Origin of the sequence: Pseudomonas sp. D1-1 (assembly GCF_051132225.1) — a bacterium.
Lineage (GTDB): Bacteria > Pseudomonadota > Gammaproteobacteria > Pseudomonadales > Pseudomonadaceae > Aquipseudomonas.
This window is the reverse complement of sequence record NZ_CP071676.1, coordinates 5,660,273-5,674,208: the sequence shown is the minus strand read 5'-3', so window position 1 is coordinate 5,674,208 and position 13,936 is coordinate 5,660,273. Positions and strand designations below refer to the sequence as shown.

Genomic DNA, 13,936 nt, shown 5'->3' with positions numbered 1-13,936 from the left:
CTCGAAGCGATTTGTCCTGGCAGTGCTGCAGACTATTTTTTGCCTCGTGCAACGCAACGCCTTGTGTAGTGTCAACATGCCCTAGCGGCGGTTGCAGCAGAGGTCTAGTATGAGCCGCACTCACGTCAGTCAGGAGGTAAACCATGTCGGCCACCAAGAAGCCTGTAAACACTCCGTTGCACTTGCTCCAACAATTGTCGGGCAGCTTGCTCGAGCATCTGGAAAATGCCTGCTCCCAAGCTCTGGCTGATGCTGAAAAACTGCTCGCCAAGCTGGAAAAACAACGCGGCAAGGCGCAGGAAAAACTGCACAAGTCGCGAACCAAGCTGCAAGACGCGGCAACCGCCGGCAAGGCCAAGGCACAAACCAAGGCCAAGGATGCCGTGAAGGAACTCGAAGACCTGCTCGATGCCTTGAAGGATCGTCAATCCGAAACCCGCGCCTACATCCTGCAACTCAAGCGTGATGCCCAGGAAAGCCTGAAGCTGGCCCAAGGTGTCGGTCGCGTTCAAGAAGCCGCCGGCAAGGCGCTGAGCCTTCGCGCGGCCAAGCCTGCCGCTGTATCGGCCAAGAAGCCAGCGGCTAAACCTGTCGCGGCAAAAACTGCGGCCAAGGCGCCCGTCAAGCCAGTCGCCAAAGTTGCCAGCAAGCCTGCTGCCAAACCTGCCGTGAAACCAGGCGCTGCCAGCGCTGCGAAACCTGTGGCGAAAAAACCGGCCGTGAAAGCAGCTGCCAAGCCTGCCGTCAAAGCTGCTGCTGCCAAGCCTGTTGCCGCCAAACCAGCCGCAAAAGTTGCCGCCAAGCCTGCCGCTAAAACCGCTGCTGCCAAACCCGCTGCGACGAAGACCGCCGCTGCCAAGCCTGCTGCGAAAGCGGCGGCCAAACCTGCTGCCGCGAAGCCGGCCGCCAAGGCTGCCGCTGCCAAACCCGCTGCCGCCAAGCCTGCTGTCAAATCGGCGGCCAAGCCGGTTGCTGCTGCCAAGGCTCCCGTCAAAGCACCTGTAAAGGCCGTGGCAAAACCCGCAGCAGCCAAACCAGCCGCCAAGCCGGCAACGGCCAAGCCGGCCGCTGCAAAACCTGCAGCCAAACCCGCTGCGAAGCCTGCCGTGAAAAAGCCTGCTGCTGCAAAACCGGTGACGGCTCCGGTTGCCAAGCCTGCCGCGCCAGCACCAGCGGCCGCAGTGACGCCTGCGCCAACGACCAGCACGCCGGCGCCAGCGGTGAACCCAAGCGTAACCACCGCGCCGAGTACTACTCCGCCCCGCGCTTCCTAAGGGGTGACTGCCGCGACGCGCAGCCGATGCAGCGCGTCGCGGTTGGTTTGGCCGGCATTCGCCACCAGCCTCTGCAGCCACTGCGCTGTCGCTTCATCCTGGCCCTTGGGCCAGTCCCCTGCCGCGGCTTCCAGCCGCTCCAGCAATTGTCGTTCGGCCTCCAGCTCCAGTTTCTTGATCTGTTCGCGCAGGCTACCCAGCCCGGCGTCCTGGCGGGCGAGGTCTTTCCATTGTGTGCGCAACGTCCGCAATGGCTGGACGACGGCTGCGTCCCAGGGGCCGGCCACGTGCCTAAGTTGCTGCAACCTCTGCTCATCACAGGTTACCCCGCGTTGTTCCAGCCACAGCCCGCAAAGCACCAGACAGACGTTCGCGCCTTCTGCCTGCAACGCCAGGCACGCCGCTTCCACGCCAGGCCTGGCATAAAGGTTGATCGAAAAGCTCCACAGATCAGAGGACATCGTGCTACTCGCGCCAGTTGCGAGCGAAGCTGGTAGACTCCGCCGCCATTATGATTCGACTTCAGAACCTGACTTTACAGCGTGGCCCGCAACGTCTGCTAGAAGACGCCGAGCTGACCCTGCACGCCGGCCACAAAGCTGGCCTCATCGGTGCCAACGGCGCCGGCAAATCGAGCCTGTTCGCTTTGCTGCGCGGCGAGTTGCACCCGGACTCCGGCGATTGCTTCCTGCCGGCGGATTGGCGCATCGCCCACATGCGTCAGGAGGTCGATACACTCGAGCGCCTGGCCGTGGATTATGTGCTCGATGGCGACCTGCGTCTGCGTGAGGTGCAGCGCGATCTCGCCGCGGCCGAAGCCGCCCATGACGGTGCCGCCCAGGCGCGCCTGCACTCGGAACTCGACAGTGCCGACGGCTACACTGCGGACGCCCGGGCACGTAAATTGTTGGCCGGCCTGGGCTTTACCAACGAACAGATGGATCGCCAGGTCGGCGACTTCTCAGGTGGCTGGCGGATGCGCCTGAACCTGGCGCAGGCCCTGATGTGCCCGTCGGACCTGTTGCTGCTCGACGAGCCGACCAACCACCTGGATCTGGACGCGATCATCTGGCTCGAAGAGTGGCTCAAGAGTTACCCCGGTACACTGCTGCTGATTTCCCACGACCGCGACTTCCTCGACGCCGTGGTGGATCACGTAGCCCATGTCGACCAGCGCAAGCTCACCTTGTACCGCGGCGGCTACAGTGCCTTCGAGCGTGCCCGTGCCGAACGTCTGGCCCAGCAACAGCAGGCCTACGAGAAGCAACAGGCGCAACGTGCGCACATGGAAAGCTACATTGCCCGCTTCAAGGCCCAGGCTACCAAGGCCCGCCAGGCCCAGAGCCGGATCAAGGCGCTGGAGCGGATGGAAGAACTGTCGGCGGCCCACGTCGACTCACCATTCGATTTTGTCTTCCGCGAATCGAGCAAGATCTCCAGTCCGCTGATCGACCTGTCCGACGCGCGCCTGGGCTACGGCGACAAGACCGTGCTGGAGAAGGTCAAGCTGCAACTGACCCCAGGCGCGCGGATCGGTCTGCTGGGGCCCAACGGTGCCGGTAAGTCGACCCTGATCAAGAACCTCTCTGGCGAGCTCCAGCCCTTGGCCGGACGCCTGACGCGCGGCGAAAACACGGTGGTCGGCTACTTCGCCCAGCATCAGTTGGACTCGCTCGATGCCAAGGCCAGCCCACTGTTGCATCTGCAACGCCTGGCGCCGACCGAACGTGAACAGACTCTGCGCGATTTTCTCGGTGGTTTCGACTTTCGCGGCGCGCGTATCGACGAGCCGGTGCTGAATTTCTCCGGTGGCGAGAAGGCGCGCCTGGCGCTGGCGTTGATCGCCTGGGACCGGCCGAACCTGTTGCTGCTCGACGAGCCGACCAACCACCTGGACCTGGAGATGCGCCTGGCCCTGACCATGGCCTTGCAAGAGTTCAGCGGCGCGGTGCTGGTGGTCTCCCACGACCGGCATTTGCTCAAGAGCACCACGGACAACTTCTTCCTGGTGGCCGACGGCAAGGTCGAGGAGTTCGATGGCGATCTCGAAGACTATGCGCGCTGGCTGGTGGAATATCGCCAGCGCAACGCACCGGTCAGCAGCACCCCGGTGAACCCGGACAAAACCGACAAGAAGGCCCAGCGCCAGGCCGCGGCAGCGTTGCGTCAGCAGTTGGCGCCGCACAAGCGCGAGGCCGACAAGCTCGAAGCCGAGTTGGGCAAACTGCATGAAAAGCTGCAGAAAATCGAAACCAGCCTTGGCGACAGCGGTCTCTACGAGGCAGCGCGCAAGGACGAGCTGCGTGATCTGCTGGCTGAACAGGCCAGGCTGAAAGTTCGAGAAGCGGAACTTGAGGAGGCGTGGATGCAAGCCCTGGAGTTGCTGGAAAACCTGCAAGCGGAGCTGGAGGCGTTGTCCTGATGGAAGCGTTGTCCCTGCCTATACCCGTCATGTGGATCGAGCCGATCTGGCTCGGTGTGCAAATCCTGCTGATTCTGTTGGTCGGTTATGTTGCCCAGCGTGTCGTCGCGCGCTTCCTCACCGGGCTCGGTGAACGTTACCCACTGCCGCCCCAATTGGTGATCATCCTGCGCGGTGTGCTGCGCTGGCTGATCATGGGCAGCGCGGTACTGGTGGCGCTCGAACGCCTCGGCGTCTCGGCTACGGTGCTGTGGACCGCGCTGTCTGGGTTCGTTGCCGTTGCGGCGGTGGCGTTCTTCGCCATCTGGAGCGTGCTGTCGAACCTGCTCTGCGCCATTCTGATCTACACCGTCGGCCCGTTCCGACTGGGTGACGTGGTCGAGCTGGTCGAGGCCACCGACAAGCCTGGCATCAAGGGGCGGGTGGTGGCGATCAACCTGCTCTACACCACCTTGATCGAACCCGAGGAACTCGGTACCGGCAGCTCCATGGTGCAGGTGCCCAACAGTCTGTTCTTCCAGCGTTCGGTCCGGCGCTGGCGCGGCAGCGAAGCGTTTCCGGTCGGCGGTTTCGTCGAGTAGTCCGATCCCTGGGCGGGTTATGAAAAAAACGGTGGTTATCCGCACGACGGCGCATTAGCTTATTCGTTTCGACGGAACTGAGCCGAGGTGTGCGATGTTGCTGGAAACGTGGCTGGCGTTCTTCGCCGCCTGCTGGGTCATCAGCCTTTCGCCGGGCGCCGGTGCCATTGCATCGATGTCCAGCGGTCTGCAATACGGTTTCTGGCGTGGCTACTGGAACGCCCTGGGCCTGCAATTGGGCCTGGCGTTGCAGATCGTGATTGTCGCCGCCGGTGTTGGCGCGATTCTCACCGCGTCAGCTACCGCCTTCTACGCAATCAAGTGGTTCGGCGTGGCGTACCTGGTCTATCTGGGCGTCAAGCAATGGCGGGCCATTCCCGCAGACCTTAGCGACGACGCGGCGGTGCGCCCCATCGGCAAACCCCTGGCCTTGGTGTTTCGCGGTTTCCTGGTGAACATCAGCAACCCCAAGGCGCTGGTATTCATGCTCGCGGTGCTGCCGCAGTTCATCGATCCTCATGCCCCGTTGGTCAAGCAATACCTGATCCTGGGCGTGACCATGATCTGCGTCGACCTCATTGTCATGGCCGGGTACACCGGGCTGGCATCCAAGGTCTTGCGCCTGTTGCGTACCCCGAAACAGCAACGGCGGATGAACCGGACCTTCGCCGGGCTGTTCATCGGCGCGGCAGGTCTGCTGGCGACGATTCGCAGGGCTGCGGTGTAACGCCAAACTTGTGCCAGGGCGCTTCTGTGGCGAGGGGATTTATCCCCGCTCGAGTGCGCAGCGCTCGTAGAATTTCAAGGGGTGCTTCGCACCCCAGCGGGGATAAATCCCCTCGCCACAAAAGTGCCCCTCAGTATTGCTCAGCGCAGGATTACCGGCGCGGTATCCCTCGGCAGGTTATTGCGCTGCACCGGCTCGCCAGGCTGTTCATGGCTCGGGCCACCGAGCTGCTCGCTCAACTGCCGCGCCACGTCTTCACCCAACGCCTTGGACACTTCGCGCACGACCCGTGGGCGATTGAGGCTGATACGCACGTCCCGGTGGTTCAACAGCTTGGTGTCCTGGCCCTCGCCCATGGCGGTGAAGGCCGAGGTGATTTCATAGGTCTTGGTGTTGATCAGGCTGAAATCCGCCACCAGCGACAGTGCAAGCACCGCCGAGTAGCTGTCGGCAGTGCCCAGCTCGTTGATGTCCCGAGTGAAATCGATGTCCGACACGGTGCCGAACAGCACATAGTCGGCGCCCTTGAAATGCCCGGCCTTGATTCGCTTGATCACGTCATAGACATCGCCCGTGGACGATGCGGTGTGCGGCGTGCCCTGCACCAGCTGGAACATACCGCTGCGCAGGATCTCGCCCTTGATGTCGCCAGTGAACTTGCGCAGTTCGCCTTGCTCGATGTAGCTGCTGGTCGCTTCCATCTCTTCGTAGCTCGACGACGCGCTGGCGCTGTACGGGTTCGCCTGGAAGTTGCTCTGGGCCGAAACGGTGTGGATGTATTCTTCCACGCGTTGCTGGTACGCCAGGTCAGTCACTGCAACTCTTGGGGCCGCCTGCGCACTGAATGCGCAGGCCAGGGCCATGATGCCGATCCATGTACGCATGGCTTAACGCTCCGTGGTCTTGCGGATTTCTTTCTCGTCCATCCATTCGGCCAGACCGCTTTCGACATCGATCAGTTGCAGGCTGAATTTGTAGAAGACGTCCTTGTAGTCTTCGCTGCGCTTGACGATCGAGCTGATGGAACCCTCGATGCGGTACTTGGCGGCGATCATGTTGCCGGTCTTGGCCACTGTGCTTTTTTTGTACAGGCCGCTCTGGTTCTGCAGCTTGAGCTGGTCGACCTGGCTGTCCATGGCATTGTTGTCACTGGCAAAGCGTGCCGCGCCGGTTTTCATCAGTTGGGTCTTGATGCTGGTAGTGATCTCGCGAGTATCGATGTACTCGCTGGTCTTGTTCTTCACGTCGTAGACCTGCACCACCGGACGGCCCTGCAGGATGCCGGACTGGGCGAGGGAGCGGGTCATCGACTCGGCGATCATCTGCAAGTCGGTGGAGCCGAACTCGTTGGTGACGGTTTCCACGGCCTTGGTGTCGCCATAGCTGATGTTCTTGTTGCCCAGGACCGGCGAGTTGTTGGCGCAGCCGCTGACCAGCAGGGCGGCGAGGGCGAGGGAGGAGATGCGTAGGAACATTTAGGTGCTCTCTAAAGGAATAAATGAATTAGTCGCAGTGCCAACCAGGGCAGGCCGTGCCACGGGGCTGGTGCTGACCTGATCGACTGGAACAGGGCTCAAGGGGTATTGATTTCCAAACGGAAGTCCACGGCCTTGGGCGTCGGTGCGATGGCCGGCAGGAAGCGGGTCTGTTCGCCATACAGCGTCAGGGTTTTCCAGCTTTCCTCTTCGGCGATCGGGAAGCCTTCCGGTCCCAGCCAGGCGAAGCGGTAATACATCGTCTTGTTATTGAAACTGGTGTTGCTCAACTGCACGTTGACGGTCATGTAGCCGTTTTCGCGGGCGACGCGCATGGCGCCGACCACGATGTTTTTTGTCTTGCCCATCGCCACGACCTTGCTGGCGGCAGTGCCCTGCTCCGGTGGTGGTGGGGTGGCGCAACCGGCCAGCAAGGCCAGGGCGCCGACGGCGATCAGTTTTAAACGCATGTGAACAAGACTCCGTTCTTAAGGTTGCTTGAGGGCGATGGCGGTCGGGTTGGCGCTCGGGATCACCTGGGCCGCGAGGCCGCCGGCGAAGACCTGGCTGCCCACCGCCCGCAGGCTGATGACCTGGTAACGCTGATCAACCTTGACCTTGACCACCGAGCCGCCTACCGCGCTTGGCAGGGTGACCTGGTGTTCGCCCTTCTTCAGGCGCAGGCGCACCACTTGGGTGTAGTCCGGCAAGGTGCGCCAGGTCCGGGTGTCGGCGCCTTCGAGCACGGCCGAGGTGATGCCCACGGCCAGGCCGGCCAGCGGGTTGGTTTCGTTGATCTGTTTCTGTGCGACGCCACGGGTGATGGCCCGCACGGTCGTGCGCAGGATGATCCCCGGCATGTCGTCGCGCAGGGCCCGGCGCGACATGGCGGTGGTGCTGTTGAGCTGGGTCAGGTCCAACTGGCGGCCGTCGACGCCGATCTGGGCGAAGGTCGCGGTGGAGGTGTCCGGCTTGATCAGCGGGAAGGACAGTGGCGTGATGACCACATTGCCGCTGATCGGCAAGGGCAGCGGGATTCGCATCGAGTCACGGGATGGCGCCAGGCCGCTCTGCACCACAATCAGGACGTCACTGTCGTCGTCCTTTGCGGCAGGCTTGTCGAGGTTGAGCAGCGCCTGTTCCAGCAGCGGGGTGTTGGGACGCAGTTCGGCGGCCTTGCGATAACCCGGCGCGGCCAGATCTTTCTCGCCCAGGGCTTCGTAGACGAAACCTGCCAGGTAATGGCTGAACGCGCTCTGGTAACTGTTTTTCAGGCTGACCACTTCAGGGGCGTCAAGGCTGGCGACCGGATAACCCTTGAGGTCCTTGTATTCGGTCTTGACCCCCTGTTTCTCGGCGTCTTCCTCGCGCTTGAGGTATTCCTTGTCGCGCAGGTCGGCGATCACGGCTTCGCGCTCGTGGGTCTTCTTGATCTGCATCCGTGCGCCGTCGAAGTCATTCACCGCCAGCAGGTTCAACGCCATCTGAGTGGTGAGCATCACCTTTTCATAGTCATAACCCTCATAGCGCCGGACTTTGTCGTTGACCAGGAAACTGCCGAACTGCGCAACGTACTTGGCGGTATCGAGCTTGACGGCGTCTTCCCACTGCCCGACTTGCTGGTCGGCGCTGGTCCAGGCGGTCTGGCTGCCGGACAGGTCGCCCTTGGCACGCAGCAGCTCACCCTTTTCAAAGAAATAAAGCAGGTCTTTGTCTTTGCTGGTGTTGTTTTTTTCCAGCAGGGTCAATGCCGCGTCGACGTTGCCCGAGGCCAGTTGCTGATTGGTCTGGGCCAGTTCGCTGTCGTAGTTGCGAAACGCCGAGCAGCCGGACAGCAAGGTGATCGCGCCGAGGGCGACCGAGAAAAGAGCACGGGATGCCATGAACACTTCTTCCCTGAGTATCAGCCGGGGGGTGCGGGTCGGGCTGGGGCGATCCACGGACAGGCGCTTTTGCGCCGTCGGTTCCTCAAGTCCAGAGGAGCTTTTATGCCTTCTTCTAATAAGTAGGCGGCGCATTATAAGCAGTGGATTTGCTTGTGTAGTGGCTTTTTAGTTTCTAAATGATGTTTTTGTGATGTCATCTTCAAAGCATGAAGATCCGATGAAAATGCTTGGCCGGAACACATCGGTGCTTGAGCCAAGCGCATTGGAAGTGAACAATGTGTTACTTCTTATTTCCAATCGAGAGTCATTCATGACTGCCCCGTTTCGTTTTCTGGCCTGGATTGCGCTGCCGATGCTTGCGCTTTGCAGTGCCGATCTGCTGGCTGACACTGTTGAAGGCGCGCCACAGGCGCTGCACTTGCTGGATTACATCGGGGCGGATTACCCGGCGACCGTCGACGCGGGGAAGGTCATCGACGATGCCGAATATCGCGAGCAACTGGAATTCACTCAAGTGCTGGAAGGGCTGGTCGCCGCGCTGCCAGGCAAGCCGGAGAAAGCTGAGCTGACGCAAGGCATCGGTACGTTGCGCAGTGCGATCAGCCAGCGCCAGGACGGCGCTGACGTGGCCCGTCTGGCGCGGCAGCTGGGGGCCAGGCTGGCTGTAGCCTATGAGGTCAGCCAGGCGCCGGTGATCACCCCGGACCCGACGCGCGGGGCGCCGTTGTATGCCCAGAACTGCTCGGTGTGCCATGGTGACAGCGGTGCCGGCGACGGTCCGGCGGGTGTCGGCCTGGAGCCGCCGCCCTCGAACCTGCGCGACGGGCAGCGCCTGGATCGGCTGAGCCTCTACGCGATCTACAACACCCTGGGCATGGGCGTCGAAGGCACCGATATGCCGGCCTTCGCCGATCAGCTCGACGACCGTCAACGCTGGGACCTGGCGACCTACATCGCCAGCTTCAGCGCCGACCCGGCTGCGGCCAAGGGCCAGCAGGCCTTCAACCTTGCCGACCTGGCCCGCCAGACCCCGGCCGAAGTCCTCGCCGCCCAGGGGCCCACGGCAGCGGCGACGTTCCGCGCCCAGCGCGCCCAGCCACCGCAGGTGCAGCGCGGCCCGGCGCAGTTGCTTGACTACACCGCCGCTACCCTGGACAAGAGCATCGCGGCGTATCGCACAGGTGACCACGACCAGGCCTACGACTTGTCGGTGGCAGCGTACCTGGAAGGCTTCGAGCTGGTGGAAAGCTCACTGGACAATGTCGACGCCAACGTCCGTAAAGATACCGAGAAGGCCTTGATGGCCTACCGTCAGTCCTTGCAGGACGGTTTGCCGGTCGAGCAGGCCGAGCAACGCCTGGACGCGGCCAAGGCCAAGTTGAAAGAGTCCGCCGGCCTGCTCGGTGGCGATGGCTTGAGCTGGTCGCTGAGCTACATTTCGGGCTTGCTGATCCTGCTGCGCGAAGGCCTGGAGGCGATCCTGGTCCTGGCGGCGATCCTGGCGTTCTTGCGCAACACTGGCCAGCAGTCGGCGGTGCGCAGCGTCAACGTTGGCTGGGGCCTGGCGCTGCTGGCCGGCCTGGCGACCTGGGCGCTCGCCGCATACGTAATCGATGTCAGTGGCGCGCAGCGCGAATTGCTCGAAGGCGCGACGGCGTTGTTCGCCAGCGTGATGGTGCTGTGGTTGGGCGTGTGGATGCACGATCGGCGTCACGCGGCGGCCTGGCAGGATTACATCAAGAGCAGCCTGGTCGGCGGCGGAGGCCGTTTCGGTTTCGCGATCCTGGCATTTTTCTCGGTCTATCGAGAGCTGTTCGAGGTGATCCTGTTCTACGAAACCCTGTGGCTGCAGGCCGGCCCGGCCGGGCATGACGCGGTGTTGGCCGGTGGCGCGACGGCGCTGGTGCTGCTGGTGGGACTGGCCTGGGTGATCTTGCGCGGCTCGGCGAAATTGCCGCTGGCGCTGTTCTTCAGCATCAACGCCGGTTTGCTGTGTGCGTTGTCGGTGGTATTTGCCGGTCATGGCGTGAAGGCCTTGCAGGAAGCCGGAATCTTCGGCACGCGGCCGGTGGCGTTCTTCGAGTTCGACTGGCTGGGCATCCATGCCGATGCTTATTCCCTGGCGGCCCAGGCGGTAGCGATCATCGCGATCGTTGTGCTGTACGGGCGCAGTTGGGTGGCGGAGAAACGTCGGGTGCAGGTTTCCTGAAAAAGCATTCGCTGCGCTCATAATCGCGAGCAAGCTCGCTGCCACAGGAGGTAGGCTATCCATCGTGGGAGCGAGCCCGCTCGCGAAGCTTTTAGAGAGGAATAACCCGATGCGTGTATGGATCGACGCCGACGCCTGCCCCAAGGCCGCTAAGGAACTGGTGGTCAAGTTCGCCTTGAAGCGCCAGTTTGAAGTAGTACTGGTGGCCGGGCAGCCGCAGATCAAGCCGGGCCTGGCTCTGGTGAAGCTGATCGTGGTGCCCAGCGGGCCTGATGCGGCGGACGATTATCTGGTGGAGCATGCCGTCCCGGGTGAACTGGTGATCTGCAGCGACGTGCCGCTGGCCGACCGCCTGGTAAAGAAAGGCGTCGCAGCCCTTGACCCGAGGGGCAAGGAGTTCGACGCGCAGAACATGGGCGATCGACTGGCGGTGCGCAACCTGTTCACCGACTTGCGGGAACAGGGCCACATGGGCGGTGGCCCGGCGGCGTACAGCGAGCGGGACAAGCAGGGATTTGCCAATGCGCTGGATCGGATATTGACGCGGTTGTCTCGAATCTCCTGAATGTGTCCGATTCCCTGTGGGAGCGAGCTTGCTCGCGATAGCGGTGTGTCAGTCAGCACTTATGCGACTGAGTTGACGCCATCGCGAGCAAGCTCGCTCCCACAGTTGATTGTGTGTGGTCACTCATCATTCTCGTGCGTCAGCTCCAGCACCCGGTCCACCAGCTTGTTGATCCCCGAAGCCGCTTCGCTGATGTTCTGCGCCAGCATGTAGGCGGGGGTGCTGACCAGCTTGCGCGCGGTGTCTTCGACGATATCGGTGACCAGGCACTCTTCATGAGTCCCGCCCATCTTGGTCACGGCAGCGGCGGTGTCGGCGTCCGTGCCGATGGTGCAGGTCACCCCAGGGCCGTAGATTTTCGCCGCCAGGGCCGGTGAGATGCAGATCAGCCCAACCGGCTTGCCGGCCTCGGCGAAGGCTTCGGTCAACGCCAGGACTTGCGGCTGGACGCTGCAACCGGCGCCTTCGACGGCAAAGTTGGAGAGGTTTTTCGCCGAGCCGAAGCCGCCGGGCACGATCAGCGCATCAAAGTCCTCGGCCCTGGCTTCGCGCAGGTCTTTCACATTTCCCCGGGCGATGCGCGCCGATTCCACCAACACGTTGCGGCTCTCGGGCATTTCCTCACCGGTCAGGTGATTGATGACATGCAATTGGGCGATGTTGGGGGCGAAACACTGGACCTGCGCGCCGCGCTGGTCGAGACGCAGCAAAGTGATCACGCTTTCGTGGATCTCTGCGCCGTCGTACACGCCACAGCCGGAAAGGATCACTGCAACTTTTTTGCTCATGGGCTTTTCTCCAGATTCATGGCGTTAAATGTCTACTAATTTGTCACTCGTTGCCATAGGGGGATCCGGCAGCTACACCTAATCTGCCAGCTCCTTCCTGCCTTGCATGCCCGGGTCGCGTCATGAATTTCATCCTGTATGCCGTGCCGTTTTTCTTCGTGTTGATTGCCGTCGAGTTGCTGGCCGATCGCTGGCGTGGCGTGAGCCACTATCGCCTGGCGGACGCGATCAACAGCCTGAGCACCGGTGTGCTGTCGACCACGACGGGGTTGTTGACCAAGGGCGTGGGCCTGGTGACCTATGCCTTTGCCCTGGAGCATCTGGCGGTCTTTCAATGGCCGACCGACCAGGCCTGGACCTGGGCATTCGCCTTTGTGTTCTATGACTTCTGCTACTACTGGCTGCACCGCTTGGGCCACGAGCGCAACATCCTCTGGGCCGCCCATTCGGTGCACCACCAGAGCGAGGACTACAACCTCTCCACGGCGTTGCGCCAGACCAGCAGCGGTTTCCTGCTGAGCTGGATCTTCTACCTGCCGCTGGCGGTGCTGGGCGTGCCGCTGCTGGTGTTCGTCGGTGTCGCGGCGTTGAACCTGCTGTATCAGTTCTGGGTGCATACCCAGCACATCCCCAAGCTCGGCTGGCTGGAGTGGTGCTTCGTCACGCCATCCAATCATCGTGCCCACCATGCACAGAACCCTCTCTACATGGATCGCAACTACGGCGGCGTGTTCATTATTTGGGACCGTCTGTTTGGCACCTTCCAGGAAGAGGACGACAACGAGCCGGTCATTTTCGGCGTGACCACGCCACTGGCGAGCTGGAATCCGTTGTGGGCCAATCTGCAGTTCTATGCGCAACTGTGGGCCGATGCCCGGCGCGCCGAGCGCTGGTGGGACAAGCTGCGGATCTGGTTCATGCCCACCGGTTGGCGGCCAGCCGATGTGGCCGCCAGGTACCCGCTGAACAAGCCGGACCTGAGCCGGTTCCGCAAATTCGAAGTGCCCCTGGCCGGACGCCAGCAAGGGTACGTGGCGCTGCAGTTTTGCTTCTACATCGCCCTGGGCAGTTATTTGATGAACCTGGAAAACAGCCTGCCGGCCACTGCCCTGGTGTTGGGGTGGGGAGCGGTAGCGTTGGGTCTGTTCGTGTTGGGCGCGGCTCTGGAGAATCGCCCGTGGGCGCTGAGGCTTGAGGTTTTGCGCCTGGCTGCGAACCTGCCGCTGGTGTGGCTGGCGCCGCTGTCCGGGTTATGGCCGGCCAGCCCGGTGGCCTGGGTTGGCTTGCTCAGCTACAGCCTGATCAGTGGCATCGGCTTGTACTATTGCCGCAACCGTCTCACTCGCCTGGCGTCGTAGTTTCGGCGGACTTGGCTTGTTCGAGACGTTCTGCCGCAAGGACTTGTCTGGCCAGCCGTGCGTTCTTGATGCGTCGACGCAGCCATAGGCCCAAGCCCAGAACCAGCAGGGCGCCAAGTACCCACAGTTCGTATTTCTTGATGCTGCCCAGCATGCCTTCGAGCACCGCGCCAAAGTGGTACGCGGCAGCCGCCAGGGCCGTGGCCCAGATCGCCGCGCCGATACCGTTGAGCAGCAGGTAGCGACCCGGTGGATAGCCAGAGAGGCCGATCGCCACCGGCATCACCGTGCGCAAACCGTAGACGAAGCGAAAGCTCAGTACCCAGATGTCCGGATGGCGGCGGATGTGCTCCAGCGCGCGATCCCCCATCAACTGCCAGCGCGGCTTGCGCGCCAGGAGCTTGCGGCCATGTTTGCGGCCCAGGAAGTACCACAGCTGATCGCCCGCGTAGCTGCCGCAAAATGCCACGACCACCACCAGGTTGATGTCCATGTAGCCACGGAACGCCAGGAAGCCTGCGAGCACGAGGATGGTTTCGCCTTCGAAGAACGTGCCGATAAACAGGGCCAAGTAGCCGAAGTCATGCAGAAATTGTTGGAGCATTGTCTGGGTGCTGGCGAAATGAACGCGCAGCCTAACCCTTCAGACAC

General features: G+C 62.3%; 14 protein-coding genes. 7 read left to right on the top strand and 7 right to left on the bottom strand.

All coding sequences use genetic code 11. The features are described 5' to 3' along the window. Positions 1 to 143: 143 nt before the first annotated feature. On the top strand, positions 144 to 1,274 hold the full coding sequence (locus J3P86_RS25675; protein WP_434699107.1) for an AlgP family protein: 1,131 nt from the start codon (positions 144 to 146) through the stop codon (positions 1,272 to 1,274). Here the strand turns inward: J3P86_RS25675 and J3P86_RS25670 are convergent. After that, positions 1,271 to 1,735, bottom strand: a complete 465-nt coding sequence (locus tag J3P86_RS25670; RefSeq protein WP_434699106.1) for a TIGR02444 family protein — start codon at positions 1,733 to 1,735, stop codon at positions 1,271 to 1,273. The two genes, J3P86_RS25675 and J3P86_RS25670, sit on opposite strands and share 4 nt — an antisense overlap. Before the next feature lie 50 nt (positions 1,736 to 1,785). Between J3P86_RS25670 and J3P86_RS25665 the strand changes: the two genes are divergently transcribed. The 3 genes from J3P86_RS25665 to rhtB all read left to right on the top strand — a co-directional run bounded on the left by J3P86_RS25665 (position 1,786) and on the right by rhtB (position 5,004). After that, positions 1,786 to 3,696 (top strand): ATP-binding cassette domain-containing protein, encoded by a 1,911-nt coding sequence (locus J3P86_RS25665; RefSeq protein WP_434627182.1) that lies wholly within the window; start codon positions 1,786 to 1,788, stop codon positions 3,694 to 3,696. Next, entirely contained in the window at positions 3,696 to 4,277 is a 582-nt protein-coding gene (locus J3P86_RS25660; RefSeq protein WP_305497985.1) for a mechanosensitive ion channel family protein, read from the top strand. The genes J3P86_RS25665 and J3P86_RS25660 overlap by 1 nt, the downstream gene beginning before the upstream one ends. 94 nt (positions 4,278 to 4,371) lie before the next feature. Further along, positions 4,372 to 5,004, top strand: a complete 633-nt coding sequence (rhtB, locus tag J3P86_RS25655; RefSeq protein ID WP_305497986.1) for a homoserine/homoserine lactone efflux protein — start codon at positions 4,372 to 4,374, stop codon at positions 5,002 to 5,004. A gap of 140 nt (positions 5,005 to 5,144) precedes the next feature. Here the strand turns inward: rhtB and J3P86_RS25650 are convergent, their stop codons facing one another. The 4 genes from J3P86_RS25650 to J3P86_RS25635 all read right to left on the bottom strand — a co-directional run bounded on the left by J3P86_RS25650 (position 5,145) and on the right by J3P86_RS25635 (position 8,362). Beyond that, positions 5,145 to 5,888 carry a penicillin-binding protein activator LpoB gene (locus J3P86_RS25650; protein ID WP_305497988.1) on the bottom strand — a complete coding sequence of 248 codons (744 nt, stop codon included), beginning with the start codon at positions 5,886 to 5,888 and terminating at the stop codon, positions 5,145 to 5,147. Between the two features lie 3 nt (positions 5,889 to 5,891). Further along, positions 5,892 to 6,479 carry a penicillin-binding protein activator LpoB gene (lpoB, locus tag J3P86_RS25645; RefSeq protein ID WP_305497989.1) on the bottom strand — a complete coding sequence of 196 codons (588 nt, stop codon included), beginning with the start codon at positions 6,477 to 6,479 and terminating at the stop codon, positions 5,892 to 5,894. Between the two features lie 98 nt (positions 6,480 to 6,577). Beyond that, positions 6,578 to 6,949 (bottom strand): DUF1425 domain-containing protein, encoded by a 372-nt coding sequence (locus J3P86_RS25640; protein ID WP_434627189.1) that lies wholly within the window; start codon positions 6,947 to 6,949, stop codon positions 6,578 to 6,580. Positions 6,950 to 6,967: 18 nt separating this feature from the next. Then, positions 6,968 to 8,362, bottom strand: a complete 1,395-nt coding sequence (locus J3P86_RS25635; protein WP_434570992.1) for a COG3014 family protein — start codon at positions 8,360 to 8,362, stop codon at positions 6,968 to 6,970. A gap of 313 nt (positions 8,363 to 8,675) precedes the next feature. Here J3P86_RS25635 and J3P86_RS25630 point away from each other — a divergent pair, with 313 nt between their 5' ends. Further along, positions 8,676 to 10,574 (top strand): FTR1 family protein, encoded by a 1,899-nt coding sequence (locus J3P86_RS25630; RefSeq protein WP_434699105.1) that lies wholly within the window; start codon positions 8,676 to 8,678, stop codon positions 10,572 to 10,574. A 109-nt stretch (positions 10,575 to 10,683) separates the two neighbouring features. Then, the gene (locus tag J3P86_RS25625; RefSeq protein ID WP_434627193.1) at positions 10,684 to 11,139 is read left to right on the top strand and encodes a YaiI/YqxD family protein; all 456 of its coding nucleotides are present in this window, start codon (positions 10,684 to 10,686) and stop codon (positions 11,137 to 11,139) included. A 119-nt stretch (positions 11,140 to 11,258) separates the two neighbouring features. Here J3P86_RS25625 and elbB read toward each other — a convergent pair whose 3' ends face one another. Further along, entirely contained in the window at positions 11,259 to 11,927 is a 669-nt protein-coding gene (gene elbB, locus J3P86_RS25620; RefSeq protein ID WP_434570998.1) for an isoprenoid biosynthesis glyoxalase ElbB, read from the bottom strand. 122 nt (positions 11,928 to 12,049) lie between these two features. On the opposite strand from elbB, the gene J3P86_RS25615 reads away from it, so the two are divergent. Beyond that, the gene (locus J3P86_RS25615) at positions 12,050 to 13,285 is read left to right on the top strand and encodes a sterol desaturase family protein (protein WP_434699104.1); all 1,236 of its coding nucleotides are present in this window, start codon (positions 12,050 to 12,052) and stop codon (positions 13,283 to 13,285) included. On the opposite strand, the gene J3P86_RS25610 is transcribed toward J3P86_RS25615, so the two are convergent. Beyond that, on the bottom strand, positions 13,266 to 13,889 hold the full coding sequence (locus J3P86_RS25610; RefSeq protein WP_305498000.1) for a DedA family protein: 624 nt from the start codon (positions 13,887 to 13,889) through the stop codon (positions 13,266 to 13,268). The genes J3P86_RS25615 and J3P86_RS25610 overlap by 20 nt on opposite strands. Positions 13,890 to 13,936: the final 47 nt, after the last annotated feature.

Coding starts and splice junctions, on each gene's coding strand:
- J3P86_RS25675 (WP_434699107.1), top strand. CDS start 144: ATGTCGGCCACCAAGAAGCCTGTAAACACTCCGTTGCACTTGCTCCAA.
- J3P86_RS25670 (WP_434699106.1), bottom strand. CDS start 1,735: ATGTCCTCTGATCTGTGGAGCTTTTCGATCAACCTTTATGCCAGGCCT.
- J3P86_RS25635 (WP_434570992.1), bottom strand. CDS start 8,362: ATGGCATCCCGTGCTCTTTTCTCGGTCGCCCTCGGCGCGATCACCTTG.
- J3P86_RS25665 (WP_434627182.1), top strand. CDS start 1,786: ATGATTCGACTTCAGAACCTGACTTTACAGCGTGGCCCGCAACGTCTG.
- J3P86_RS25630 (WP_434699105.1), top strand. CDS start 8,676: ATGACTGCCCCGTTTCGTTTTCTGGCCTGGATTGCGCTGCCGATGCTT.
- lpoB (WP_305497989.1), bottom strand. CDS start 6,479: ATGTTCCTACGCATCTCCTCCCTCGCCCTCGCCGCCCTGCTGGTCAGC.
- J3P86_RS25640 (WP_434627189.1), bottom strand. CDS start 6,949: ATGCGTTTAAAACTGATCGCCGTCGGCGCCCTGGCCTTGCTGGCCGGT.
- J3P86_RS25610 (WP_305498000.1), bottom strand. CDS start 13,889: ATGCTCCAACAATTTCTGCATGACTTCGGCTACTTGGCCCTGTTTATC.
- J3P86_RS25660 (WP_305497985.1), top strand. CDS start 3,696: ATGGAAGCGTTGTCCCTGCCTATACCCGTCATGTGGATCGAGCCGATC.
- J3P86_RS25615 (WP_434699104.1), top strand. CDS start 12,050: ATGAATTTCATCCTGTATGCCGTGCCGTTTTTCTTCGTGTTGATTGCC.
- J3P86_RS25625 (WP_434627193.1), top strand. CDS start 10,684: ATGCGTGTATGGATCGACGCCGACGCCTGCCCCAAGGCCGCTAAGGAA.
- elbB (WP_434570998.1), bottom strand. CDS start 11,927: ATGAGCAAAAAAGTTGCAGTGATCCTTTCCGGCTGTGGCGTGTACGAC.
- J3P86_RS25650 (WP_305497988.1), bottom strand. CDS start 5,888: ATGCGTACATGGATCGGCATCATGGCCCTGGCCTGCGCATTCAGTGCG.
- rhtB (WP_305497986.1), top strand. CDS start 4,372: ATGTTGCTGGAAACGTGGCTGGCGTTCTTCGCCGCCTGCTGGGTCATC.